General features: G+C 57.6%; 22 protein-coding genes. 10 read left to right on the forward strand and 12 right to left on the reverse strand.

All coding sequences use genetic code 11. The annotated features are described in order from the left end of the window. Positions 1–8 precede the first annotated feature (8 nt). Positions 9–584 (reverse strand): hypothetical protein, encoded by a 576-nt coding sequence (locus tag LINBF2_RS02775; RefSeq protein WP_281890245.1) that lies wholly within the window; start codon positions 582–584, stop codon positions 9–11. 406 nt (positions 585–990) lie between these two features. Between LINBF2_RS02775 and LINBF2_RS02780 the strand changes: the two genes are divergently transcribed. After that, entirely contained in the window at positions 991–2250 is a 1260-nt protein-coding gene (locus tag LINBF2_RS02780) for a putative Na+/H+ antiporter (protein ID WP_281890247.1), read from the forward strand. Then, positions 2247–4007 (forward strand): ABC transporter transmembrane domain-containing protein, encoded by a 1761-nt coding sequence (locus LINBF2_RS02785; protein WP_104796387.1) that lies wholly within the window; start codon positions 2247–2249, stop codon positions 4005–4007. The genes LINBF2_RS02780 and LINBF2_RS02785 overlap by 4 nt, the downstream gene beginning before the upstream one ends. On the opposite strand, the gene LINBF2_RS02790 is transcribed toward LINBF2_RS02785, so the two are convergent. The 9 genes from LINBF2_RS02790 to LINBF2_RS02830 form a co-directional block, all read right to left on the reverse strand. Beyond that, positions 3993–4760 carry an ABC transporter permease gene (locus tag LINBF2_RS02790; RefSeq protein ID WP_108359242.1) on the reverse strand — a complete coding sequence of 256 codons (768 nt, stop codon included), beginning with the start codon at positions 4758–4760 and terminating at the stop codon, positions 3993–3995. The genes LINBF2_RS02785 and LINBF2_RS02790 overlap by 15 nt on opposite strands. A 6-nt stretch (positions 4761–4766) precedes the next feature. Beyond that, on the reverse strand, positions 4767–5591 hold the full coding sequence (locus tag LINBF2_RS02795; protein ID WP_281890250.1) for an ABC transporter ATP-binding protein: 825 nt from the start codon (positions 5589–5591) through the stop codon (positions 4767–4769). Positions 5592–5604: 13 nt separating this feature from the next. Then, entirely contained in the window at positions 5605–6639 is a 1035-nt protein-coding gene (locus LINBF2_RS02800) for an ABC transporter substrate-binding protein (protein WP_281890252.1), read from the reverse strand. Positions 6640–6886: 247 nt separating this feature from the next. Further along, positions 6887–7576, reverse strand: coding sequence for a TerC family protein (locus tag LINBF2_RS02805; RefSeq protein WP_104796384.1), 690 nt, complete (start codon positions 7574–7576; stop codon positions 6887–6889). A gap of 202 nt (positions 7577–7778) precedes the next feature. Beyond that, the gene (locus tag LINBF2_RS02810) at positions 7779–9266 is read right to left on the reverse strand and encodes a nucleobase:cation symporter-2 family protein (RefSeq protein WP_281890254.1); all 1488 of its coding nucleotides are present in this window, start codon (positions 9264–9266) and stop codon (positions 7779–7781) included. Positions 9267–9701: 435 nt separating this feature from the next. Next, positions 9702–10952 carry a M20/M25/M40 family metallo-hydrolase gene (locus tag LINBF2_RS02815; RefSeq protein ID WP_281890256.1) on the reverse strand — a complete coding sequence of 417 codons (1251 nt, stop codon included), beginning with the start codon at positions 10950–10952 and terminating at the stop codon, positions 9702–9704. Positions 10953–10988: 36 nt separating this feature from the next. Beyond that, a complete protein-coding gene (uraD, locus tag LINBF2_RS02820; protein WP_281890258.1) occupies positions 10989–12821 on the reverse strand; it encodes a 2-oxo-4-hydroxy-4-carboxy-5-ureidoimidazoline decarboxylase in 1833 nt (610 codons plus the stop codon). Positions 12822–12882: 61 nt separating this feature from the next. Further along, a complete protein-coding gene (gene puuE / locus LINBF2_RS02825) occupies positions 12883–13854 on the reverse strand; it encodes an allantoinase PuuE (protein ID WP_281890260.1) in 972 nt (323 codons plus the stop codon). A gap of 55 nt (positions 13855–13909) precedes the next feature. After that, the gene (locus LINBF2_RS02830; RefSeq protein ID WP_281890262.1) at positions 13910–14578 is read right to left on the reverse strand and encodes a GntR family transcriptional regulator; all 669 of its coding nucleotides are present in this window, start codon (positions 14576–14578) and stop codon (positions 13910–13912) included. A gap of 107 nt (positions 14579–14685) precedes the next feature. On the opposite strand from LINBF2_RS02830, the gene uraH reads away from it, so the two are divergent. The 8 genes from uraH to modC all read left to right on the forward strand — a co-directional run bounded on the left by uraH (position 14686) and on the right by modC (position 23751). Continuing rightward, positions 14686–15042 carry a hydroxyisourate hydrolase gene (gene uraH, locus LINBF2_RS02835; protein ID WP_281890264.1) on the forward strand — a complete coding sequence of 119 codons (357 nt, stop codon included), beginning with the start codon at positions 14686–14688 and terminating at the stop codon, positions 15040–15042. Positions 15043–15135: 93 nt separating this feature from the next. Continuing rightward, on the forward strand, positions 15136–16608 hold the full coding sequence (gene xdhA, locus LINBF2_RS02840; RefSeq protein ID WP_281890266.1) for a xanthine dehydrogenase small subunit: 1473 nt from the start codon (positions 15136–15138) through the stop codon (positions 16606–16608). Then, the gene (xdhB, locus tag LINBF2_RS02845) at positions 16609–18969 is read left to right on the forward strand and encodes a xanthine dehydrogenase molybdopterin binding subunit (RefSeq protein WP_281890269.1); all 2361 of its coding nucleotides are present in this window, start codon (positions 16609–16611) and stop codon (positions 18967–18969) included. It begins immediately after the preceding gene. 7 nt (positions 18970–18976) lie between these two features. Then, positions 18977–19813, forward strand: coding sequence for a xanthine dehydrogenase accessory protein XdhC (gene xdhC, locus LINBF2_RS02850; protein ID WP_281890271.1), 837 nt, complete (start codon positions 18977–18979; stop codon positions 19811–19813). A 183-nt stretch (positions 19814–19996) separates the two neighbouring features. Then, on the forward strand, positions 19997–21208 hold the full coding sequence (locus LINBF2_RS02855; RefSeq protein ID WP_281890273.1) for a urate hydroxylase PuuD: 1212 nt from the start codon (positions 19997–19999) through the stop codon (positions 21206–21208). 9 nt (positions 21209–21217) lie between these two features. Then, complete coding sequence (gene modA / locus LINBF2_RS02860) at positions 21218–21964, forward strand: molybdate ABC transporter substrate-binding protein (RefSeq protein ID WP_281890275.1); 747 nt, start codon at positions 21218–21220, stop codon at positions 21962–21964. A 9-nt stretch (positions 21965–21973) separates the two neighbouring features. Beyond that, positions 21974–22666, forward strand: a complete 693-nt coding sequence (gene modB, locus LINBF2_RS02865; RefSeq protein WP_281890278.1) for a molybdate ABC transporter permease subunit — start codon at positions 21974–21976, stop codon at positions 22664–22666. Then, positions 22663–23751 carry a molybdenum ABC transporter ATP-binding protein gene (gene modC / locus LINBF2_RS02870; RefSeq protein ID WP_281890280.1) on the forward strand — a complete coding sequence of 363 codons (1089 nt, stop codon included), beginning with the start codon at positions 22663–22665 and terminating at the stop codon, positions 23749–23751. The genes modB and modC overlap by 4 nt, the downstream gene beginning before the upstream one ends. Positions 23752–23754: 3 nt before the next feature. Here the strand turns inward: modC and LINBF2_RS02875 are convergent, their stop codons facing one another. Beyond that, positions 23755–24495 carry an LrgB family protein gene (locus LINBF2_RS02875; RefSeq protein WP_281890282.1) on the reverse strand — a complete coding sequence of 247 codons (741 nt, stop codon included), beginning with the start codon at positions 24493–24495 and terminating at the stop codon, positions 23755–23757. Between the two features lie 3 nt (positions 24496–24498). Further along, a complete protein-coding gene (locus LINBF2_RS02880; protein ID WP_281890284.1) occupies positions 24499–24849 on the reverse strand; it encodes a CidA/LrgA family protein in 351 nt (116 codons plus the stop codon). Positions 24850–24892 lie beyond the last annotated feature (43 nt).

Raw genomic sequence — 24892 nt, forward strand, 5'->3', positions numbered from 1 at the left:
GTCAGACCTCAGAATTCGAACTCAGCAACTTTGATAGCCGCGCCACCTTTGTCGCATACAGAAAGTCGCAATTGCATCTTGTAGTCAATGCTGTCGGTCTCAAGCAGCTGCGACGCCACAAAGGGAGTGGCTGAGCCGGGAGGGGTAGGCATCAAGTCTTCCAACAGAACGGCACCCATCAAGGTGCGATCTTTGGGGTCACAGGCCGCCACGAAATGGGGGGGCTTGTTGAAAAATGTGTTGACTTGGTCTTTCAGCTCGGTCGTCGCCATGATGTGAGCCAAGCAAGCGCCCCAAGTGCCGGGGGTGTCGGCTTTGGCATCGGCTGTAGGTTTGACACCACCTTTGCACGCAGGATGCGGCGTGTTGGCCTCAAAACGTGTGGTGCCAGTTTCGGTTAACCATGCCACCCAAGCTTCACCGTTGCTTTTGGCTTGTTCGGTTTTGAGTGCTTCTTGGTAGTTGACAACGCCCAGCCAAGTGACGCCCGCCACAATCAAGACCAAAAAGGCCAGAAAAAGCTTGTCTGTTGAGTTGGGGCCGAGATGCACGTGCTCGGTGGTGTGTTCACTGGAAGATGCCATGTGTATCGCCTTGAATAGAGGGGATCCGGCGTGCCAAGGTAGGCCTAGCGCTGGATAAAAGTGGCACTGATGATATTCGTAAATTTGGCGAATTTATCGAATTAAGGCTAGATATTCGACGAACTTACGGTTTCTAATGAATATTAAAGGCGTAAAAAAAGCCGCGGTTGAAGCGGCTTTTGAAAGCATAAAAGGCCTCTCATTTTCAATGATGGCGCCCTGTGCATTTTCACTTGCTGTATGTCTCAACCCAATCGTTATGCACAGCTCCCCATGCCAATGGTGAAACCAGCAGCAAACGAATGGTTGATGTGCGTTCATTAGAATGGGAGTGGGTGTTCATTCAATGTTGAGTCAACAGGTTTAGCGTCGGTCGGGCCGCCACGCGAGAAAACCTGTGTTTGCCATGACTCCTATTTCTATTGAGTGGGTGGCTGCTGTTTTATTTGCAGTCGCCCTGATTCATACCTTTGCCACCAAGTTCTTTGAGCGGCTGTCCCATCGTTACTCTGAGCATGCTGGCTTGTTTCACCTCTTGGGTGAAGTCGAGGTGGTGTTTGGCTTTTGGGCCATCGTCCTGATCGTGTGCATGGCGTGGCTGCAAGACGGCACGCAAGCGCTGACCTATGCCGAGTCGCGCCAATACACCGAGCCACTGTTTGTGTTTGTGGTGATGGTGGTGGCGGCGTCAAAGCCAATCTTGACCTTTGTCATTTCTGCCGTGGATGCCTTGTCGCGCCTCATGCCCATGCGCGCTTCGTTGGCCAAGGCTTGGTTGGGCTTGTTTGCCGTGCCTTTGCTGGGCTCGGCCATCACCGAACCCGCGGCCATGACCATTGCCGCGCTGATGCTGGCCCCCCAAGTGTTTCGTCCCGAAGTGCCTGAGCGGGTGAAGTACTTTGCGCTGGGCGTGTTGTTTGTCAATATTTCGATTGGCGGCACGCTCACTTCATATGCTGCACCGCCCGTGTTGATGGTGGCCACTGTGTGGGGCTGGGACAGTGCGTTTATGTTTACCCAGTTTGGCTGGAAGGCTGCGTTGGCTGTGCTGGTGAATGCCACTGTGGCGGTTTTTGTGTTGCGCAACCATTTGGGTGCAAATACCAGTGCAAACGAATCGCCCGTGACAGATCGCATTCCTAAAACCGTGGTGCTTGTGCATTTGGCGTTTTTGGGCGCTGTGGTGGTGATGGCGCATCACCCCGTGGCGTTCATTGGCCTGTTTGTGATGTTCATGGGCTTTGCACAAGCCTATGAGCGCTACCAGAACCCGCTGATTTTGAAAGAGGCTTTGTTGGTGGGCTTTTTCTTGGCGGGCTTGGTGGTGTTGGGCGGCATGCAGCAGTGGTGGTTGCAACCCATTGTGTCGACCATGGACCCGCAGGTGTTGTTCTACGGAACCACGGTGCTGACCGCCTTCACCGACAACGCTGCCCTGACATATTTGGGCTCGTTGATTTTGGATATCTCGGACGAAGCCAAATACAGCTTGGTGGCTGGTGCGGTGGCAGGCGGCGGCTTGACCGTGATTGCCAACGCACCCAACCCCGCAGGCGTGGCGCTGCTGCGTGCGGGGTTTGCCGATGCGTCGGTGGGGGCGGGTGGTTTGCTGGTGGGGGCGTTGTTCCCTACACTGGTGGCCATGGCAGCCTTACTTTATTTATGAAACCCACCCCCCAATCGCTGTCTGGACTGATTCCATTCATTCGCCCTTACCGTGTTCAGGTGGCCCTTGCGGGTGTGTTTTTGTTGCTGGCGGCTGGCACGACCTTGGCCTTTCCGTGGGCGCTGCGCACGCTGATTGACCAAGGCTTGGCCGAGCAGGCCACGCCCGAGGTGTTGGCCACTCAGTTTGTTGAGCTGTTCATGGTGGCAGCGGCCTTGGCGGTGTTTTCGTCGGCACGGTTTTACATGGTGAGCTGGCTGGGCGAGAAGATCACGGTGGACTTGAAAAACAAGGTCTACGCCCATGTGCTGCAGCAAAGCCCCACGTTTTTTGAAACCACGCAGTCGGGCGAGGTGCTGTCGCGTTTGACGAGCGACGCCACCTTGATTCAAACCGTGGTGGGTTCGTCGTTGTCGATGGGGCTGCGCAATGCGGTGATGGGTGTGGGCGCAATGGCCATGCTGATTTGGACCAACCCTTGGCTGATGTTGCAAGTGATTGGGGTGCTGGCGCTGGTGGTGTTTCCGAGTGTGTATTTGGGGCGCCGCGTACGCCGCCTGTCGCGGGCCAGCCAAGACCGTGTGGCCGATTCGAGCGCGATGGCGTCTGAGGTGCTGAATGCCATTTCGGTGGTGCAAAGCTACACGGCCGAGCGGCGCGAGGCTTTGCGCTTCAGCGGCTCTACCGCGCAAGCCTTGGCCACCTCGCTGCGCCGTGTGCGGGCGCGTTCGGCTTTGGTGGGTTTCATCATCATGGCGTCGAGTGCGGCCTTGTTGTGGGGTTTGTACATGGGCGCGCTGTCGGTGCGTGCGGGCACGACCACCGCTGGTGAGCTGGGCCAAACCGTGGTGTATGTGGTGTTGCTGGCCAGTGCCTTTGCCGTGCTGGGCGAGGTGTATGGCGACGTGCTGCGTGCCGCAGGCGCGACCGAGCGGCTGATGGAGCTGCTGCACACCCAGTCGGATGTGCGTTCGCCCGAGCAGCCACAGCGTGCGCCTTGGCCCACACACGGTTCGAGCTTGGTGTTGCGTGAGGTGAGTTTCAACTACCCGTCGCGGCCCGCGCAGCGCGCCCTCAATGGCTTGACGGGCGAGGTCCATGCAGGGCAAACCGTGGCCATTGTTGGCCCCAGTGGTGCGGGCAAGACCACGCTGTTTTCTTTGTTGATGCGGTTTTATGCGCCGCAGCAAGGCGAGGTGCTGTTAGACGGCGTGGCGATTGAGCAAATGGATTTGCACGACTTGCGTCAGCGCATTGGCGTGGTGCCGCAAGAGCCGGTGGTGTTTTCGGGCACGGTGATGGAGAACATCCGCTACGGCCAACCCGATGCCACCGACCAAGCCGTGCACGCTGCGGCAGAAGCGGCGTTTGCCACGGAATTTATCAACGAACTGCCCGAAGGCTTTGACACGTATTTGGGTGACCGAGGCGTGCGCTTGTCTGGGGGGCAGCGTCAGCGCATTGCGATTGCAAGGGCTATTTTGAAAAACCCGCCCATGCTGCTGTTGGACGAAGCCACCAGCGCTTTGGACGCCAACAGCGAGCGCATGGTGCAAGCCGCTTTAGAGAAAGCCATGCAAGGCCGAACGACTTTGGTGATTGCACACCGCTTGGCCACGGTGCAACGTGCCGACTGTATTTGGGTGCTAGAGCATGGCCGTTTGGTAGAGCAGGGCACACACGCCGAGCTGATGGCGCGTGCGGGCCTGTATGCCAGTTTGGCCGCCTTGCAGTTCTCCGACTCAGTGGTTTTGTGAACCGCGGTGCGCCCAACCGGTGGTGTGCTTTTCGATCATGCTGAACAGCTCGTACATGATCATGGCCATGGCGCCGACCACCACCAAGCCCGCAAACGCCAAGCCCATTTGCATGGCCGAGCCAGCGGAAATGAGCAAGTAGCCAATGCCTTCGTTGGCGGCGGTCATCTCTGACACGGTGGTGCCCACAAAAGCCAAGGTGATGGCAACTTTGAGCGAACCGTAAAAGTAAGGCATGGAGCGGGGCAAGCCCACTTTGATCAACACGTCCCAGCGCTTGGCACCCAACACGCGCAGCACATCTTCTAGCTCAGGCTCCAAGGTGGCCAAGCCGGTGGCGATGTTCACCATGATGGGGAAGAAGCTGATCAAGAAAGCCGTGAGGATGGCAGGGCCCACGCCAATGCCAAACCACACCACCAAGATCGGCACAAACGCCGCTTTGGGCAAGGCGTTGAAGCCGGTCATGAGCGGGTACACAGCGGCATAAGCCAAACGTGAGCTGCCAATGACAAAACCCAACAGCACGCCCACGACGATGGCAATGCCAAAGCCCACCATGGTCACCCAGAAGGTGCGCCAGGCGTGACCGGCAATGACGTCGCGGTATTCGACCATTTGCTGCCAAATGCGCAGCGGTGATGGGAAGACAAATTCAGACACGTTGAAGAGCGAGCACATGCCTTGCCAAATGACCAAGGTGGCAATCAGCAAGCCCCAAGGCGCCCAAGTTTCGAGTTGTTTTTGATTCATGGTGTGTTACTGCCCGAGGTTGGTGCCGTCTTTGCGCATGGCGCCAATGTGGCCGCGCAGCTCGTGGACGATGTTGGTGAACTCGGGGGTGTAAGTCACTTCCAAGTCGCGGGGGCGTGGCAGGTCGATGTCGCGCTTGACCACAAAGCGGCCCGGGCTCTTGCTCATCACATACACGGTGTCGGCCAAGAAAACGGACTCGCGCAAATCGTGGGTGACCAGGATGACGTTGAACTTTTGCATGGCGTGCAGGTCGCGCAGCGTGCACCACAGCTCTTCGCGGGTGAAGGCGTCGAGCGCGCCAAATGGCTCATCCAACAACAACATTTTGGGTTCATGAATCAGCGCGCGGCAAATGCTGGCGCGTTGTTGCATACCGCCTGACAGCTCCCACGGGAACTTGCGCTCGTAGCCACCCAAACCGACGGTTTGAAGCAGTTGAATCGCGCGGGCTTCGTATTCGGCCTTTTTCTCTTTGAAGTTGGAACGGTAAGGCTCCACGATTTCCAAAGGCAGCAAGACGTTGTCCAGCGTGGTGCGCCAAGGCAGCAGCGAGGGCGATTGAAACGCCATGCCGCTGATTTTGAGCGGGCCGTTGACGGGCTGACCATCCACATAAATTTCACCACGGCTGGGTTTTTTCAAACCCGTGGTGAGCTTCATGAAGGTGGATTTGCCACAACCCGAAGGTCCAACAATCGCGATGAACTCGCCTTGTTTGACTTGCAGGTTGATGTCTTCTACGGCGAAGTGGTTTTGCGCCAACAACTCATCGTTGTAGGCGAGCCAGACGTTTTGAAAGTCGACGAAGTGTTCAGGAGAAGCGGTCATCAAAAGGTGCCTATTACTTCTTACCTTTTGGCAACACGTCGAGTTCTTTGGCTGTGGGCAAGAAAGAACCGTTCCAAATGTCGTCTGCTTTCACGCGTGTTTTGGTGTTGAACGCATCAGACACTTGAGACGCCATCAAAGACAAGCGTGGACCTTTGATTTGGCCAAAGCCTTCCGCACGCGCGTCTGGGCTGTTGATGACCGTGTCGATGGCCAACTTCAAGCGGCGTGTTTCGAGTTCGCTGTTGATGATGCCGTCGCGGGCCTTGACCGTTTCAATGGCCTTGGCTGGATCCGCGATCACGTCCTTCGCACCTTTGGCAAACGCGGCCAAAAAGGCTTTGATGGCGGCTGGGTTTTCTTTGATGAGCTTGGGCGTGGCAATGATGGCGTTGCCATACAGCTTCACGCCGAAGTCTGGGTATTGCATGACTACCACGTCGTCAGCCTTGACGCCGCGAGCTTCGATGTTGAGCAAGGAGGTGAAGGTGAAACCAGTGATGGCGTCCACATCGCCGCGTACCAACATGGTTTCGCGCAATGGGGGATCCATGGTGACCCAGTTCACAGTGCCTACGCTGTTGGCTTTTGCAAAGATGGGGAAGGCGCGACGGCCTGCGTCAAACACGGGCGCGCCGAGTTTTTTACCAGCCAAGTCGGCTGGGGTTTTGATGCCAGATTTTTTCAAGGCCATCACCGATGCGGGCGTGTTGTTGTAGACCATCATCACGGCCACAGGCTTGTTGGGCGCGTCAGGGTTGTTGGCGTGGAACTCCATCAAGGCCGCCAAATCGGCAAAGCCCATGTCGTAAGCGCCTGAGGCCACGCGGTTGACCGCGCCGCCAGAACCGTTGCCGGCGTCTACCGTCACATCGAGCTTGGCGTCTTTGAAATAGCCTTTGGCCACAGGTACCAAGAAGAAAGCAGAGGGGCCTTCAAAGCGCCAGTCGAGTTGGAACTTGAGGGGCGTTGTCTGTGCCGAAGCACCTGCAAAACTGGCAGCCAGTGCCAAGCCGAGGGTGGTTTTGATGAAGGTGCGTTTGATCATGTGGGCCTCTGAAAAATAAAATGAGTAAAGGGTGATGTATACAAGCTTGCAATATTGGTGCCTAGCGTGAGGTACCTGTTTGCGGGCTGCTGAGGATAAATTGTGCGCGACTTTGGTTTGTATACAAAAAGGGTTTGCACCAGTCTGGTGTTTTGCACCAACGTGGTGCGTTACTCTTGGTTTCGATCACCCACAAAAAAGCCAGCACGGTGGCTGGCTTTTGGGAAGAAGCTACAAGCGGAAAGGCTTATGCGGCTTCTGCTGTTTTGTGTTTACGCGACTGGTTGAATTTGCCCCATGCAAAAACAGCGGCGGCACCTGCCGCTGCTGCGGTCAAATGGAACCAAGAGTTGGCCGCGCTGAATTCGCGCAACACGGCATCGCTGGCGATGGTCTCACCACCCACCCAGCCGATCAAAGCGGCCCCCAAAGTGATGATGACGGGATAGCGCTCCATCAGTTTGATCATCAAGGTGCTGCCAAAGATGACCAAAGGAATGCTGATGGCCAAGCCAATGATGAGCAAGACCTCATCACCTTTGGCGGCAGCAGCCACAGCAATCACGTTGTCCAAGCTCATGACCACGTCAGCAATCAAGATGGTACGGATGGCAGAAAAAAGGTTACCTTGTTCGCCGCCTTCACCATCGTCTTCGTCTTCGCCAGCCAGCAATTGCGCGCCAATCCAGAGCAGCAAGATGCCACCCACGATTTGCAGGTATTCCAACGTCATCAATTTCGCGGCCACCACGGTCAAACCGATACGCAACACCACGGCAGCACCAGAGCCAAACATGATGGCTTTTTTCTGTTGCTCAGGGGGCAAGCTGCGTGCAGCCAATGCGATCACGACGGCGTTGTCGCCTGACAAGATGATGTTGATCCAAATAATCAGCAGCAGGCCTAGCCAGAAATCGGTGCTTTGAAGTAGTTCCATGTTTTGTTTGCTCCAGACAAAGGAAATGTTGTTGTTTGAGTGCCTTGAGACAAAGCAACTTTTTGATCGACGAGTGTAACGGCGCGCTATTGCTGAGCCTGTTGGTATTACTGCTTATGCGACACACCGCAGGCCGTGCAAGGTTTGTTGCCCAAAAAAAAGCCCGCTTGTTCGGCGGGCTATGCACAAGGCGTTTGCCTTTTTAGTGGCTGTCGGCTTGACGTGCCGCTGCTACCGCAGCCGAGTCGTCTTTGGACGCGCCGTTGAAGAACAGGTTCAACACCACGGCAGAGATGGAGGCCAACAAGATGCCTGACTCAATCAGTGGGTGCAGGTTGTGCGGCATCCATTGCTTGAAGTTGGGGGCGATCAGCGGAATCATGCCGATGCCGATGGAGATGGCCACGACCAAGCTGTTGAAGCGGTTGTTCTTGAAGTCCACGCCGCCCAAGATGCGAATGCCGGTGGCTGCCACCATGCCAAACATCACCAAGCCAGCACCACCCAAGACCACGGTGGGGAGCGATTCAACCAAAGCGGCCATCTTAGGAATGACACCCAAGATGATGAGGATGATGCCGCCAGCCACGCACACAAAGCGGCTCTTCACACCCGTAACGGCGACGAGGCCCACGTTTTGCGAAAAGCTGGTGTAGGGGAAGGTGTTGAAGATGCCGCCAATCAGCGTGCCCAAACCATCGGTTCGTAAACCACGGGTAAGCGCGGCGCGGTCCACATGACGGTCGGTCATCTCGCCCAAGGCTAAGAACATGCCGGTGGATTCGATCATCACCACGATCATCACCAAGGTCATGGTGAGGATGAGCACGGGGTCAAACACAGGCATACCAAACTGGAACGGTGTGACGATGCCAAACCATTCGGCTTTGCCCACTTTGTCAAAGTTCATTAGCCCGAAGCTGGTGGCCACGACGCCACCAATGATGATGCCCAAGAGCACTGAGATGTTTGCGATGAAGCCTTTGGCGAACTTAGAAATCATCAAGATGGACACCAAGACCAAAGATGCAATGCCCACGCCTGTGAGGTCGGCGTATTTGGGGTTAGGCACTTTAGCCATCAAAGCCAAATCTTTGGGCACGGCAGCCAGCGTGGAGCCCGGTGCCGAAGCAGCCGCTGCAGCGTCAGCCAGCCACTTAGCGTGCTCTGGGTTGACGATGGATGGGGCTGTGGGGCCGAAGGGGTTGCCAAAAATCCAGTTGATGCCGATGCGCATCAAGCTGATACCGATGACGGCAATGATGGTGCCCGTCACGACTGGTGGGAAGAACCGCAACATGCGGCTGACCAGCGGTGCGATGAGGATAGAAATGGCACCGGCACCCATGATGGCGCCGAAGATGAGTTGAGCGCCTGCGTCGCCGGGGTTGGCGTTGGCCATGGCCACCATCGGTGCCACAGCAGCAAAGGTCACGCCCATCATGACGGGCAAGCGAATGCCAAACCATTGGGTGGCGCCCCACGATTGAATGAGGGTGACCAAACCGCAGACAAACAAGTCGGCTGAAATCAGCATGGCCACTTGTTCAGGGCTGAGCTTCAAAGCACGGCCAACGATGAGTGGCACAGCCACAGCGCCTGCGTACATGACGAGCACGTGTTGCAAGCCGAGAGCGGCGAGCTTGCCGGTGGGCAAGTGTTCGTCGACGGGATGGGTGGATTGGGACATCATTTCTCCTTGTGGATTTTTCGCATACAAAACTGTATACAAAATATTGTTGGAGCGACTTACGGAGAAACCCTATTTTTGTGTGGTTTTGCTGGGCTCGCTGTGCGCAGAGGACTTGGGCCGGTTCCTCATGCTGGGTACAGAAATCGTCACCGGCCCAAGCCCTCTACGCACAGACTGCGGCTGGCAAATGTTTGGTTAGAACTGTTCCTTGCAGAGGTTTGTTCTTTGGCTTGCATATGTGCACCGATTCATCGCACGCTGCCAGTTCGCAAATTTGTACCGCCAACGTGAAGCGTGGGCCTAGGGTGTTTCAATTCAAAACAGTTGTGCGGCTTGGGTGCGGCGGCCGACGATTTCTGGTACCCCAGCATGAGGAGGCCGCCGCACCCAAGCTGCGCAACCCCCTCCGGAGCGAAACTCTACGAAACAGGTTTAGCTCAACAAATCCAACAAGGTGCGCGCCACCACCTTGGTCGCCCGACGCACATCTTCCAACATCACACGTTCATCGTTGCGCTTGGCATGGCTCTCAAGCACAGTGCGTGGCCCTGCGCCGTAGATGACGCCGGGAATGCCTTGCGCCACATACAAGCGCACATCGGTGTACAGCGGCGTGCCCACAGCGGGGATGGGCTCGCCAAACAATTCGCCCCCGTGTTTTTGGATGGCGTCCACCAAAGGCTTGTTGCCAGCCAGCGGCACCATGGCCTTGGCGAGCAAGAGGCGTTTGATGTCGACTTTGAGTTGCTTGCCACCACGGGGTGGGTTGAATGAAGCGGCTGCGTCTTCGATGGTTTTGCGAATGGACGCTTCCACTTCAACGGGGTTCTCTTCCGGAATCATGCGGCGGTCGAGTTTGAACACGACCTTGCCGGGCACGACGTTGGTGTTGGTGCCGCCGGTGATTTGACCCACGTTGAGGTAGGGGTGAGTGATGCCTTCGATCTTGGAGGTGGTTTGTTTGTATCCCTCATTGAGCGCGTGCAGGGCGTTCAGGATGTGCACCGCGCCTTGCAAGGCATCTGTGCCGCTGTCGGGAATGGCGGCGTGGGCCATTTCGCCTTGCACGGTGACTTCCATTTGCAAGCAGCCGTTGTGGGCGGTGACCACTTGGTAGCTAAAGCCGGCGGCAATCATCAAGTCGGGTTTGGTCAGGTCGTGAGACAGCAACCAGCCTGGGCCTTTTTCGCCGCCAAATTCTTCGTCGTAGGTGAAGTGCAGTTCAACGCCGCCTTTCAACGGCAGGCCCAAAGATTCGAGTGCGCGTGTGGCAAAGGTGAAGGTAGAAAAGTCGCTCTTGCTCACCGCTGTGGCGCGGCCGTACATGGCGCCGTTTTCAATCTCAGCGCCGTAAGGCTTGTGTGTCCAGCCTTCGCCCGGAGGGACCACATCGCCGTGTGCGTTGAGCGCAATGGTTTTGCCGCCATCGGCAAACTTGCGGCGCACGATGAGGTTGGTGATGCTTTCCAAACCGTAGGCTTTCATCTCGTCAGCAGGCACGGCGTGCTTTTCGGCTTCGTAGCCAAAGCTGTGCAGCAGCTCGGCAGTGCGCTCGGCGTGGGGTGCGTTGTTGCCGGGCGGGGTGTCGGTGGGGACTTGCACCAAGGCTTGCAAGAACTTCACTTGCTCGTCAAAGTGCGCGTCGATCCAAGCGTCGAGTTGGGCGTATTGGGTTTGGCTCATGGTTTGTCTCTGGTTGTTATGGGTGATGCGCAGGCTTTAAGCGTGCGTGTTGTGCAGCAAGTGCATGAAGGCGTCGACGCACAGTTGCATGTCGTCGCTGGTGGTGCTCTCCAGCGGGTTGTGGCTGATGCCGGCGTTTTGGCCGCGCACGAACAACATGGCTTGTGGCATCACTTCATGCAGTTTCATTGCGTCGTGACCCGCACCGCTGGGAAGGTGGAACACGGGCACGCCCAAGCTTTGCACAGCGTTTTCCCACGCGGCTTGTAGCTTGGCGTCGCTTGGTGCGGCGCTGGCGCGCATGGTTTCTTCGAGGGTGTAGTGCAAGCCACGGCGCTCACAAATGGCTTTGAGTTCGGCCAGCACATCGTGCATCAGGCTGTCGCGCAATGCATCGGTGGTGGCGCGCAAATCGAGGCTGAATTGGCAGCGCCCGGGCACCACGTTGATGGAGCCATTGGGCACAGTCAGCATGCCGATCGTGCCAACGCATGCTGAAGTTGGCGACTTCGCCGTGTCGGCAGAGACGGCGTTCAATGCTGCTGCGCGTTTTTCAACAAACAACGCCAACTCGGCCACCGAAGTGGCCGCATCGCGGCGGCGATCCATCGGTGTCGTGCCTGCGTGGCTGGCCATGCCCACCACTTCGCCCACAAAGCGCACGCTGCCGTTGATGGAGGTGACCACGCCCAGTGGAATGTCTAGCTCGTTGAGCACAGGGCCTTGTTCGATGTGCACTTCCACAAAACCCAAATACTCAGCTGCGTTGCGGGTGAGTTTGGGGATGTCTTCAATCTTCAAGCCGGCTTGCTTCATGGCTTGGCGCATCGTGATGCCGTCCGCATCTTTTTGGTCCAGCCACTCGTTTTTGAAATCGCCCACCAAAGCACCAGAGCCAAGGAAGGTGGCTTTGTAGCGTTGGCCTTCTTCTTCGGCAAAGGCCACCACTTCGAGGTTGAAGGGCAAACGCTTGCCCGCACGGGCCAGCTCGCGCACACAGGCCATGGGCACGAAGATGCCTAGGCGGCCGTCGTACTTGCCGCCGTTGCGCACGGTGTCGTAGTGCGAACCGGTAATCAAAGTTTTAGCGTGCTGAGATGAGGCTTTGTAAACACCCACCACGTTGCCCACCGCGTCGATGTGCACCTCGTCAAAGCCGCAGGCCTTCATGCCCAGCTCAATCGTGCGGGCGCATTTCAGGTGTGCGTCGGTCAGGTAAGTGACGGTGAGTTCTTCGCGTGCGGCGTGCGGTGCGTGTTTGTTGACCACGCCTGCATCGCTGAACTGGGCCAGCCATTCGTGCCAGTCCCACACTTCGTGGCCTAGCGCGGGTTCGTAGCCCAGCTTGTCGTTGAGGCGAATCTCCACGATGCGGTGGATGTTGCGCAAGCACTCGGCCAGTTCGTAGTCGGGGTGGTTGTGCAGGCGGCGCTCGAACGTGCTGATGATTTGTTGTTTGTTCAAGCCAGAGCCACGCGGGCCGCGCACGGCCAAGATGAATGGGAAACCAAACTTAGCGTTGTAGCTGGCGTTGAGCTGTTGGATGTGCGCAAACTCTTCGGGCGTGCAGTTGGTCAAGCCCGCTTTGGTTTGTTCGTTGGTCGATTCGGCGGTGAGGCTTTTGCTCACCATCGCTTTGCCTGCCAACTCGGGGTGGGCACGCACCAGTGCGAGCAGGGGTGCGCGGCCTGCTTTTGCCAGCACCTCCACCATCGCGTGCTTGAGCGCGGCGGCAGATGCAAAAGGGCGTGCGTCTAAGGCTTGCTCGGCAATCCAATCGGAGTGTTCGTACAAACCGGTCAGCAATGCCGCAGCCTCAGCGCGGGGCAGGGTGTTGATTTGGTTCAGCGTGATGTGCGAGTGGCTCATGTCGTTGTCCTGCTTGGGGAGTGAGGCTGTTTAAGGTCGTGTTGAAGGCGTGTGCGAGTGATCAGCTGCCGCTGTACGGATGCACTTGTTTCCAGTGGCGCGCGATGTCGATGCGGCGGGCCACCCACACACGGTCGTGCTTGGCGATGTGGTCTAAGAACTTTTGCAATGCCACGATGCGCCCGGGCTTGCCCAGCAAGCGGCAGTGCATGCCAATGCTCATCATCTTGGGTGCTTCGTCGCCCTCGGCATACAGCGCATCAAAGCTGTCACGCAAATACACAAAGAAGTCTTCTGCTTGGCTAAAGCCTTGGGGCAAGGCAAAGCGCATGTCGTTGCAGTCGAGCGTGTAGGGCACCACGAGTTGGGGCGCCACCTCGCCATTGGTTTTTTGGACCTTCATCCAAAAGGGCAGGTCTTCGCCGTAGTAGTCGCTGTCGTATTCAAAGCCACCGTGGTCGGCCACGAGGCGGCGGGTGTTGGGGCTGTCGCGGCCGGTGTACCAGCCTGCGCCATGAATGCTGTTGCCGTGCGTGGTGTGTGTGAGGCGCTCGATGATCTCGATGCCTTTGTTCATGTGCGCACGCTCGGTGGCTTCGTCAGTGGTTTGGTAGTTGATCCAGCGGTAGCCGTGGCAGGCAATTTCGTGGCCGAGTTCTACAAACGCAGCGGTGAGTTCGGGGTGACGCTCGAGCGCCATGCTCACGCCAAACACGGTGAGTGGGAGGCCGCGTTTTTCAAACTCGCGCAAGATGCGCCACACGCCCACGCGTGACCCGTATTCGTAAATGCCTTCCATACTCAGGTGGCGGTCTGGAAAGCTAGGCGGGTTGAACATCTCGCTCAAAAACATCTCGCTGCCAGCGTCTCCGTGCACGGTGGCGTTCTCGCCGCCTTCTTCGTAGTTCAGCACAAACTGCACCGCAATGCGGGCTTGGTTGGGCCATTGCGCGTGCGGCACTTGGCGACCGTAACCTACGAGGTCACGAGGGTAGGCAGCGGTGCTGTCGTAGGTGGCATTGGGGTTGGACATGCAATAACTCCGTATTTGAATAAGCGCAAGCGTTGAGCTGGAAAAGCGCAAGCGCTTAGGCCAAAGCCATCGCGATGTCGTTGCTGGGCACTTTGCGGTCAAGCGCCAAACCTTCTTCCACGTTGCGCAGGTGTTCGTCCATCAGCTTGACGGCCAAGTCTTCGTCTTTGGCGGCGATGGCTTTCAAAATTTCGGCGTGTTCTTCGGCCGAGTGTTCGGCGGCATTGCTGCTTTGGTACATCAAGGTGATGAGGGCGCAGCGTGAAATGAGTTCGCCCAAAATTTGCGCGAGTACATCGTTGCCCATCAGCTCGGCCATGCGCACATGGAAGTCGCCCAGCAAGTCGGTTCGGCCAGCTACATCGCCACGGCTGACGGCTGCTTTCTCTTCGGTCACGTGGTCTTTGAGGGCTTTGATTTGTGCGGAGGTGACGTTGCGCACAAAGCTGCGTGTCATCTCAGCTTCCAACATGCGGCGCACGGCAAACACTTGGCGGGCTTCGTCGGAAGAGGGCGTGGCCACAAACGCACCGCGCGCGGGCTCCATGCGGATGAGGCGCTTTTGCACCAGTTGAAACAGCGCTTGGCGAATGAGGGTGCGTGACACGCCGAAGTGGTCGGCGAGTTTTTGCTCGGCCAGTTTGGTGCCGGGGTGCAGACGGTGCTCCACAATGGCTTTGGTGAGGGCGTCCACAATGCTGCGAGTGGCGGTTGAGCTGTCCATTTCGGGTCTCCGGCAAATTCACGTGAGTCTCATGATAGACCCAAATGCAAAAATTGTATACACTTTCAGTCGACCAAGTCGGTCGCTAACCATTTTCGGAGCATTTCATGGGATTGAGCACACACGTTTTAGACACCATGCACGGCGGCCCCGCAGCTGGCATGAAAGTGTCCCTGTTCACCACCACCGAGGATGGCCACGCCACCTTGGTCAAGTCGTTCCACCTCAACCACGATGGCCGCAACCCCGACGGCCTGCTGTACGACAACGACAGCTTGAAAAAAGGCACCTACCGCTTGGTGTTTGATGTGAAGGGCTACTTTGCCTCTCGGCATGTTGAATTGCCTGAGCCTAATTTCTTGAACCAAGTCAGCCTTGACTTTGGCGTGGCCCACACTGATCAGCACTATCACGTTCCCTTGTTGGTAAGTCCTTGGAGTTACTCGACCTATCGCGGGTCTTAATTTTTTTGTATACGCAGCGGCATACCTGCTGCCGAAATGGGGTGCTTGTCACTAAAATCTGGGCTCTTTCTCCAGATTTCTACACCCCACACCATGACCCAAGTCACCAACACCGTGCGCTTTGTGCTCGACGGCCAGATCGTTGAAGCCCAAGGTGCCCGTCGCACCACCACCGTTCTCGATTACCTGCGCGAGCAGCTCCACCGCACTGGCACCAAAGAAGGTTGCGCCGAGGGCGACTGTGGTGCTTGCGTGGTGATGGTGGGTGAACTCAATGCCGCTGGTACGGGCGTGGACTATGTGGCCACCAACGCGTGTATCCAATTGCTGCCTTCGCTCGATGGCAAATCTATCAAGACGGTGGAGAGCTTGAAAAAGGCCGACGGTACTTTGCACCCCGTGCAAGACGAGATGGTCAAGTGCCACGGCTCGCAATGCGGCTTTTGCACACCTGGCATCGTGATGAGTTTGGTGAACTTGGTGCAAACCAACACCTCGCCCGTGCGCCAAGAAATCACCGACGCCCTGAGCGGCAACTTGTGCCGTTGCACAGGCTACGCGCCCATCATCGACGCGACCGCCAAAGCTTGCGAGAAGAAATCGGCTCTCAAAGTAGACGACAGCGCCGACTTGCCCCTGCTCAAAGAAATCAAGCGTGCCAGCACACCGACCATGAGCCTCGAGGGCGACATCATCGTGCAGCCCGTGGTGCGAACCCGCAAGGGCAACGAGTTTGTGTCACCCGCCACCTTGGCTGAAGTGGCTGACTATTTGGTCAAGCACCCCACCACCACCTTGCTAGCAGGTAGCACCGAAATCGGTTTGCAAGTGAACAAGCAGTTCGCGCGTCCTGACCACATCATGTACTTGGGCAACGTCAAAGAGCTGCGCCAAGTGGCCGAGACCGACAAGGTTTGGCGCATTGGTGCAGCGGTGTCGCTGACCAAAGTGGAAGAGCTGGTTGCTAAGGCGTACCCCGACTTTGCCGAAGTGCTGCGTCGCTTTGGTTCGCCCCCCATCCGTTCTACCGCCACCTTGGCGGGCAACATCGCCAACGGTTCGCCCATCGGTGACTCCATGCCTTGCTTGCTGGCGTTGGGTGCTAACTTGGTGTTGCGCCGTGGCGAGAAGACCCGCAACGTACTGCTGGAAAACTTCTACACCGGCATGAAGAAAAGCGTGCTCGAAGCCGGTGAGTTCATCGAAGCGGTCGAGCTGCCCAAGCCAGTGGCCGGCCAAGTGTTCCGCGCCCACAAGGTGAGCAAGCGTTTTGAACAAGACATTTCGGCCACTTGCGCGGCCATCAGCTACACCCTCAAAGGCGGCAAGTTGGCTGGCGTGAAACTGGCCTACAACGGCCTGAGCCCATTCCCAGCGCGTGCGCCAAAACTCGAAGCTGTGCTTGAAGGCAAATTGCCAGCAGACGTGAAAGCAGCTGATCTGGATGCAGTGATTGCTTCAAGCTTCACCGCTCGCGACGGCTTGCGTGCCACATGGGCTTATCGCGCATTGGTGGCTCGCAACTTGGCCTTGGAATTCATCGAAGAACAGAAAGAGGTGGCTTGAATGAACGCTCCTACCGCACTCAAAAACTTGCTGCCTGTGTCAGGCGTTCAGCAAGGCACAGACGTCGTTCACGAGTCTGCTCACTTGCACGTGACCGGCTCTGCCACTTACATCGACGACATCCCCGAGCACGCAGGCACTTTGTATGCCGCGCTTATCTTGTCGCCCGTGGCGCATGGTGAATTGATTGGTGACGGCATTGACCGCGAAGCCATCCTCAAAGAGCACGGCGTCGTAGCCGTCTACACCGCCAAAGACATTCCGGGCGAAAACAACTGCGGCCCCATCGTGCACGATGATCCGTTCCTCGCCGCTGGCAAGGTCGAGTTCGTTGGCCAAGCCGTTGCCGTGGTCGTAGCGCGCGACATGCTCTACGCACGCGAAGCCGCTAAAAAAGCCAAGGTGTTGGTCAAAGAACTCAAGCCCATCTTGACGGTGGAAGAGGCGATGGCAGCCAACAGCTTCATCATGCCGCCCAAGGGCATCACGCGTGGCGACGCAGCTGCGGCTATTGCCAGCGCCCCCCACAAAATCAAAGGCAGCACCAACACTGGCCAGCAAGAACAGTTTTATCTGGAATGCCAAATCACCTATGCGGTGCCTAAGGAAGACGGCCAACTCACGCTGTACGTGTCGACCCAACATCCAGACGGCAACCAACGCGAAGCCGCACATGCATTGAACCTGCACACCAACGACGTCGAAGTGATTTGCCGCCGCATGGGTGGTGGCTTTGGTGGCAAAGAAGGCAATGCCAGCATCTTCAGCCAAAGCGCTGCCTTGGCCGCGTTCAAACTGAACAAACCCGTCAAGCTGCGCATCAACCGCGATGACGACATGACCATCACCGGCAAGCGCCACGATTTTCGAATCGACTACGAAGTGGGTTTCGACGACAACGGCCGCGTCTTGGGCGCGGACATCACGCTCATGTCTCGCTGCGGTTACAGCACCGACTACTCCGGCCCTGTGAACGACCGCGCTTGCTTGCACATCGACAACAGCTATCACATCCCAGCTTTGAAGTTGGTAAGCCACCGCTGCAAAACCAACACACAAAGCGCCACTGCTTTCCGTGGTTTTGGCGGCCCACAAGGCATGTTTGGCATCGAGACGGTGATGGACGAAATTGCGATGACTTTGGGCAAAGACCCATTGGAAGTGCGCAAGCTCAACCTCTACAAAGACCCCGCCATCAGTGGCACGCCTGACACCATGACCACCCAATACAACCAGCTCATCGAAGACTGGGTGGGTGACAAGGTGATCGCGCAGGTCGAAGACGAATCCAAATACGCCGAGCGTCGCGCTGCGGTACAAGCCTTCAACGCCAAGAGCAAAACACGCAAGCGCGGTTTGGCTCTTGTGCCTTTGAAGTTCGGCATCAGCTTCACGGCCACACACTTGAACCAAGGCGGCGCGCTGCTGGTGGTTTACATGGACGGCTCGGTGAGCTGCAACCACGGCGGCACAGAAATGGGCCAAGGCCTGAACACCAAGATGGCACAGGTGTGTGCCGATGGTTTGGGTATCAGCGTGGACCATGTGCGCATCACCGCCACCGACTCGCAAAAAGTGCCGAACGCTTCAGCCACCTCCGCTTCGAGCGGTGCTGACATCAATGGCGCAGCCATCATGAACGCGACCATGCAAATGCGTGAGCGCTTGAAGCCTGTGGCAGCCCGCATGTTGGGTTGCGCCGAAGGCGATGTGACGTTTGCGAACAACGAAGTCTACGGCGGTGGCAAGTCCGTTAAGTGGGCTGACGTGACCAAGCAAGCGTGGCTCGATCGCGTGGGCCTGAGCGTCACTGGCTTCTACATGACGCCCGAAATCAAATACGACTTCACCACTCTGAACGGCCGTGCTTTCTATTACTACTGCTACGGCGCTGCTGTGAGCGAAGTAGAGATCGACACCCGTACCGGCGAGTGGTGGCTCCTAGCCGTGGACATCGTGCACGACGTGGGCCGCAGTATCAACCCCGCATTGGACAAAGGCCAGATCGAAGGCGCTTTTGTGCAAGGCATGGGCTGGCTCACCATGGAAGAGTGCATTTGGGACAAGAAGGGCAAGCTGCTCACGCATGGCCCAAGCACCTACAAGATTCCAGTGGCGGGCGACATCCCAGAACACTTCAATGTGTCTTTGTTCGACAACGCCAACTTGAAGCCCACGCCTTTCAATAGCAAGGCCACGGGCGAGCCACCTTTGATGTTGGGCCTGTCTGCCTTCTTCGCCTTGCGCGATGCGGTGGCTGCCAGTGCTGACCACAAAGCTGTGGTGCACATGGACGCACCCGCCACGCCCGAGCGCATCTTGATGGCGTGCGAAGCCGTCAAGGCCAAGGCCGCGGCTTAAACCCTTCGTGCCACGCCACACCGCTGAGCTGTTGAACCAACTCCAACATGCCGACGGCGTGTTGGTGTCGGTCGACAGCGTGCAGGGCTCGGGTCCACGCGAAGTGGGGGCTTGGATGGCGGTGTTCCCGCAGACCTTGGTCAACACCATCGGTGGCGGGCACTTGGAGTTTCAGGCGATCACAGAAGCGCGTGCTTTGATGGCACGTCCCGTTTCAGAAAATGCCGCAAGCACTGCGACCCATGAAGACAACGCGTTAACGACTCGCTACGCCCTAGGCCCCGCCTTGGGCCAATGCTGCGGCGGCGTGGTGCATTTGAAGTTCGAGCGCATCAGTGCCGCTGATGCCCCCGCACTCAAACAACGACTTTTGGCCAATGGCCAACCGCTCGCATTGTTTGGTGGTGGCCATGTAGGCCGCGCTTTGGTGAATGTGCTCAGCACCTTGCCCTACAACGTGCAGTGGATTGACAGTCGCGACGAAATCTTTCCCGCACAACTACCGCCCAACGTCGTGTGCGAACACTCCGACCCCGTGCACGCGGCCGTGGCTGATTTGCCCAGCGGCGCGAGCGTGCTGGTCATGAGCTTTAGCCATGCGGAAGATTTAGATGTGGTGGCCGCTTGCTTGAAGCGCCAACGCTTGCACGGCGATTTGAAATTCGTCGGCCTCATTGGCAGCAAAACCAAGTGGGCCACGTTTCAGCACCGCCTCGAAGCCAAAGGCTTTACCGCCGAAGAGTTGGCGTTCATCACTTGCCCCATTGGTGTGAGCGGTATCACGGGCAAAGAGCCCGAAGTCATTGCGGTGTCGGTGGCGGCACAGTTGTTGCGAGTTCGATAGCGTTTGACGCTAGGGTTTGCACCGAAACATTCAGCTTTGTTTGGCGACAGATTTTGTATACACTTTGCATCACTTGTCGCAGCGGAGCAGGGCAGCTATCAGCCCTTGTTCGCGACCCTCGTGTCATTCACAGCGCCCGCAGTGGTGAATGGCAACTTTGACTGAAAAGACTGAGGTCTCGACATGGACGCATATTTCTTAGACTGGGCCAACCTGCTGTTGCGTTGGGTGCACGTCATCACCGCCATCGCGTGGATTGGCTCCTCGTTCTACTTTGTCTTCTTAGACAACAACCTCATCAAACCCAACTCACCCGACCTGCTGGAAAAAGGTGTGGACGGTGCGATGTGGGCCGTGCACGGCGGCGGTTTTTACAACCCGCAAAAGTACATGGTGGCGCCTAAGAAGATTCACACCAAGCTGCACTGGTTCTATTGGGAAAGCTATTCCACCTGGCTGACAGGTTTTGGTTTGTTCACCGTGCTGTACCTGTGGAATGCGGGCACGTTCTTGATCGACAAGTCGCTGATGGACTGGTCGCCCGCTGCGGCCATCACTGCCGCTTTGAGTTTCTTGGTGGCGTTTTGGTTCATCTACGACGCGGTGTGCCGCGTGTTTGGCTTCCGTGAAAACGGCGAACGCACGGTGGCCCTCACCATGATTGTGGTGGTGGCGTTTGCGTCGTGGTTGTCGTGCCAGTTGTTTGCAGGTCGCGCCGCGTTCTTGCTGGTGGGCGCGATGATTGCCACCTCCATGAGCGCCAACGTGTTCTTCTGGATCATCCCAGGCCAACGCAAGGTCGTGGCTGCCATGACATCGGGCGTGGCGATGGACCCCAAAGAGTTGGCCACGCACGGCAAGCGCGGCAAGCAGCGCAGCGTGCACAACACCTACTTCACGCTGCCCGTCATCTTTGCGATGCTGAGCAACCACTACAGCTTCCTCTACACCTATGAAAACAACTGGGTCATCTTGGTGATGATGATGTTGGCTGGTGCTTTGATTCGCCAGTTCTTCGTGCAACGCCACGGTTACCACTTGGGCCGTGCCAAGAACCCACTGCCGTTTGCCATTGCTGGTGTGGTGTTGTTGCTGAGTGTCATTGTGTGGATGCGCCCTGCGCCATCCGCAGCAGTGGCTGTGAGTGATGCGCCTGTGACATTTGCAGAAGTCAATGCCATCTTCGTGCAACGCTGCCAAAGCTGCCACGGCGAGCAAGTGCAAATGAAGAACGTGCGCTTTGACACAGCCGAAGGCATCAAGCAACACGCCTTGGGCATTTACCAACAAGCGGTGGTCACACGCCAAATGCCAATGAACAATGCCACGGGCATCACCGAGGCCGAGCGCATGACCATCAAACGTTGGTACGAAGCAGGAGCCGCGCTGAGATAATCAGCGCCTATGAAATTACGCCTGATGCTGGCAGCTGCCAGCACACTTTTTTTTGTTGCTGCTCAAGCGCGTGAAGTGACGGTAGCCGTCGCTGCCAACTTCACCGCCCCCATGCAAAAAATCGCCAAAGCGTTTGAGCAAGACACGGGGTACAAAGCCCAGTTAGCATTTGGTGCAACGGGCAAGTTCTACGCGCAAATCAAAAACGGTGCGCCGTTTGCCGTGCTGCTGGCCGCCGATGACGAAACCCCTGCACGCTTAGAAAAAGAAGGCCTCGCCATTGCAGGCACGCGCTTCACCTATGCCACGGGTCGCTTGGCGCTTTGGAGCAAACGCCCCAACTTGGTGGATGACAAAGGCGAGGTGCTGCGGAGCAACAGCTTCAACAAGCTAGCCATTGCCGACCCCAAGCTCGCCCCCTATGGCATGGCAGCGATGGAAGTCATCCACAAGCTGGGCGTGCAAGCCAACGTTGTTCCTAAGCTCGTGCAAGGCGAGAGCATTGGCCAGACTTACCAATTCGTCAGCACCGAAAACGCACAGCTGGGTTTTGTGGCCTTATCGCAAATCTCTGTTGATGGTCGCATCACCCAAGGCTCGGCATGGGTTGTGCCACAACACTTGCACGCACCTTTGAAGCAAGATGCTGTGCTGCTCAACGCAGGCAAAGACAACGCAGCCGCAAACGCGCTGCTGAAATACCTGCAAGGCGACACCGCCAAAGCCATCATCACCAGCTACGGCTACGCCCTGTAAAGTGTGGGCATGAATTTAAGCGCTGAAGATTTCCAAGCCATTGCGTTGACGCTGCAACTCGCCAGCGTCACCACGGTGTTGCTGCTGTTGCTGGCCACGCCAGTGGCGTGGTGGCTAGCGCACACGCGGTCGGCTTGGCGTGCGCCTGTTGCCTCGCTCGTCGCTCTGCCTTTGGTGTTGCCGCCCACGGTATTGGGTTTTTATTTGTTGGTGGCGCTTGGCCCCAATGGCCCGATTGGCCAGTTCACGCAATGGGCGGGTTGGGGCACATTGGCGTTTAGTTTTTGGGGCTTGGTGTTGGGCTCAATCGTGTACTCGCTGCCGTTTGCCGTGCAGCCGCTGGTCAACGCGTTTGAGGCCATGGGCCCACGCCCGATGGAGGTGGCTGCCACTTTGCGAGCCAGCAAGTGGGATGCCTTCTTCACTGTGGCCGTGCCTTTGGCCAAGCCCGGTTTTGTGATGGCCGCCATGCTGAGCTTTGCGCACACCGTGGGCGAGTTTGGTGTGGTGCTGATGATTGGCGGCAACATCCCCGACAAAACGCGCGTGGTGTCCACCCAAATTTATGGCCATGTGGAAGCGATTGAGTATTCACAAGCGCATGGCTTGGCCGGTGTGATGTTGGTGTTCTCGTTTGTGGTGTTGTTGGGTTTGTCTTGGTTTAACCGTCGGACCACTTGTCATCAAAAGGTGGGTGCATGAATATCCACTTGCAGCTCGATATTGCGCGTGCCGACTTTGATGTGTCGGTCGATGTGCAGTTGCCCGCACATGGCATCACCGTCATCTTTGGCCCATCGGGCTGCGGCAAAACCACTTTGTTGCGTTGCGTCGCGGGACTAGAGCCCTCAGCGCGTGGCGTGGTGCAACTGGGTCACGAAGTTTGGCAAGACGACGAGCAAGGCGTGCGCCTGCCCACCCACCAACGCGCCTTGGGCTATGTGTTTCAAGAGGCGTCGTTGTTTGACCACTTGGATGTGGCGGGCAACTTGGCCTATGGCCACCAACGTGCCGAAAAAAACAACCGCAACGCGATGAGCCAAGCCGTGGTGCAACAAACCATCGAGCTGCTGGGCATTGGCCATTTGCTCAAGCGCCGCAGCTATGAGCTGTCGGGCGGCGAGCGCCAACGCGTGGCCATTGCCCGCGCCTTGGTCACACAGCCACGTTTGCTGTTGCTGGACGAACCCTTGGCCGCACTTGACCACGCACGCCGACAAGAAGTGCTGCCGTGGTTAGAAAAACTGCGCGACGACTTGAACATCCCCATGCTCTACGTCACCCACGCGGTGGATGAAGTGACCCGCTTGGCCGACACACTGGTGGTGATGAATGAAGGCCGCGTGCAAGCCAACGGCCCCGTAGCCGAAGTGCTGACCCAAGCCAACTTATCCGTGGTGGTGGGTGAGGACGCGGGGGCGTTGCTGACAGGCATCGTGTTGAACATCGACACTCAATGGCATTTGGCCCAAGTGGGCTTTGCCGGTGGTGCGCTGTGGGTGCGCGACAGCGGCTTGACCGTAGGTCAAACCGTTCGCCTGCGCGTGCTGGCCCGCGACGTGAGCGTGACCTTGCACGAAGCCACGCACACCAGCATTCAAAACCACGTGCCATGCGTGGTGGACGCCATCACGCCTGAGGCTCACCCTTCACAAGCCTTGCTGCGCTTGCGCTGTGGCGACACGGTGCTGCTCGCGCGCGTCACTGCGCGTGGCGTGCATGAGTTGGGGCTGCAGGTGGGCATGCCTGCGTGGGCGCAGGTGAAGTCGGTGGCGCTGGTTAAGTAAGCCTTAAAACCACCAAGCCACCGCATAAGGAATCACCACCGCACCCACAATGCCGTGCAGGCCCATGCCTAAGCTGGCATAGGCGCCTGCTTCGGGGTGCACGCTGAAGGCGCGCGAAGTGCCTATGCCGTGTGCGGCCACGCCTAAGGCAAAGCCGCGTTGCCACCACTGTGTGACGCGCAGGGCATCCAGCACGTAGCGGCCAAGGATGGCTCCCAAGATGCCAGTGCTCACCGCAAAGATGGCGGTCAAAGTGGGCGAGGCTTGCACGCGTTCGGCAATGCCCATCGCAATCGGCGCGGTGACCGACTTGGCCACCAAGCCGCGCACCAGCGATTCGTCCACACCCAACCAACGCGCCATGCCCACTGCAGTGAACACTGATGTGATGCCACCCGCCACCAGTGACAGCAGCAACACGCCCATGCGGCCCTTGAGCGACGCAAAACCTTTGTAGATCGGAATGGCCAGCGACACCGTGGCCGTGCCCAGCAAGAAATGCACAAACTGCGCGCCCTCGAAATACTTGGCATACGGCATGTCGAGCACGCTGATGCTGAAGCAAACCACCACCACCGCAATCAACACAGGGTTGGCCAGCGGGTTGCGCTGGCTGCGTTCGTACAGCGTGAGCCCCAACAAATACGCGCTCAGCGTCAGCACCAAGGCCAGCAGGGGGCTGCCCGAGAGGTACACCCAAATGTCAGAGATGGGTGGCAACTGCGTTTGAAATTCCTTATTCATACGTTATGCATCGGTCGGCGCCTTCTTGGCCAACACTTTCAGCAAGCCCGCCGTCACCGCCACCGTGGCCACCACGCTCACCACCAGCGCCGCGCTGATGGCCCACGCGTTGGCCTGCAACACGGGCAAGTAAAGCACGACGCCCACCGATGCGGGGATGAACAGCAACCCCAAGTGCTGCAAGATGCTGCCACCAACAAGGTCTATTGACGTAGGCACGTGGCCGCGAACGCTGAGATACACCAGCAACAACACCAAGCCCAACACAGGGCCAGGGATGAAGGGCAGGGCGAACTTAGAGACGAGTTCGCCGAGGGCTTGGAAGATGAAGAGTTGGACGAGGCCTTGGATCATGGCTGGAGTTTAGACAACAGTGACGGTGTGGGTGCCCGATGAG

The organism is Limnohabitans sp. TEGF004, from assembly GCF_027924965.1.
Taxonomy (GTDB): domain Bacteria; phylum Pseudomonadota; class Gammaproteobacteria; order Burkholderiales; family Burkholderiaceae_C; genus Limnohabitans.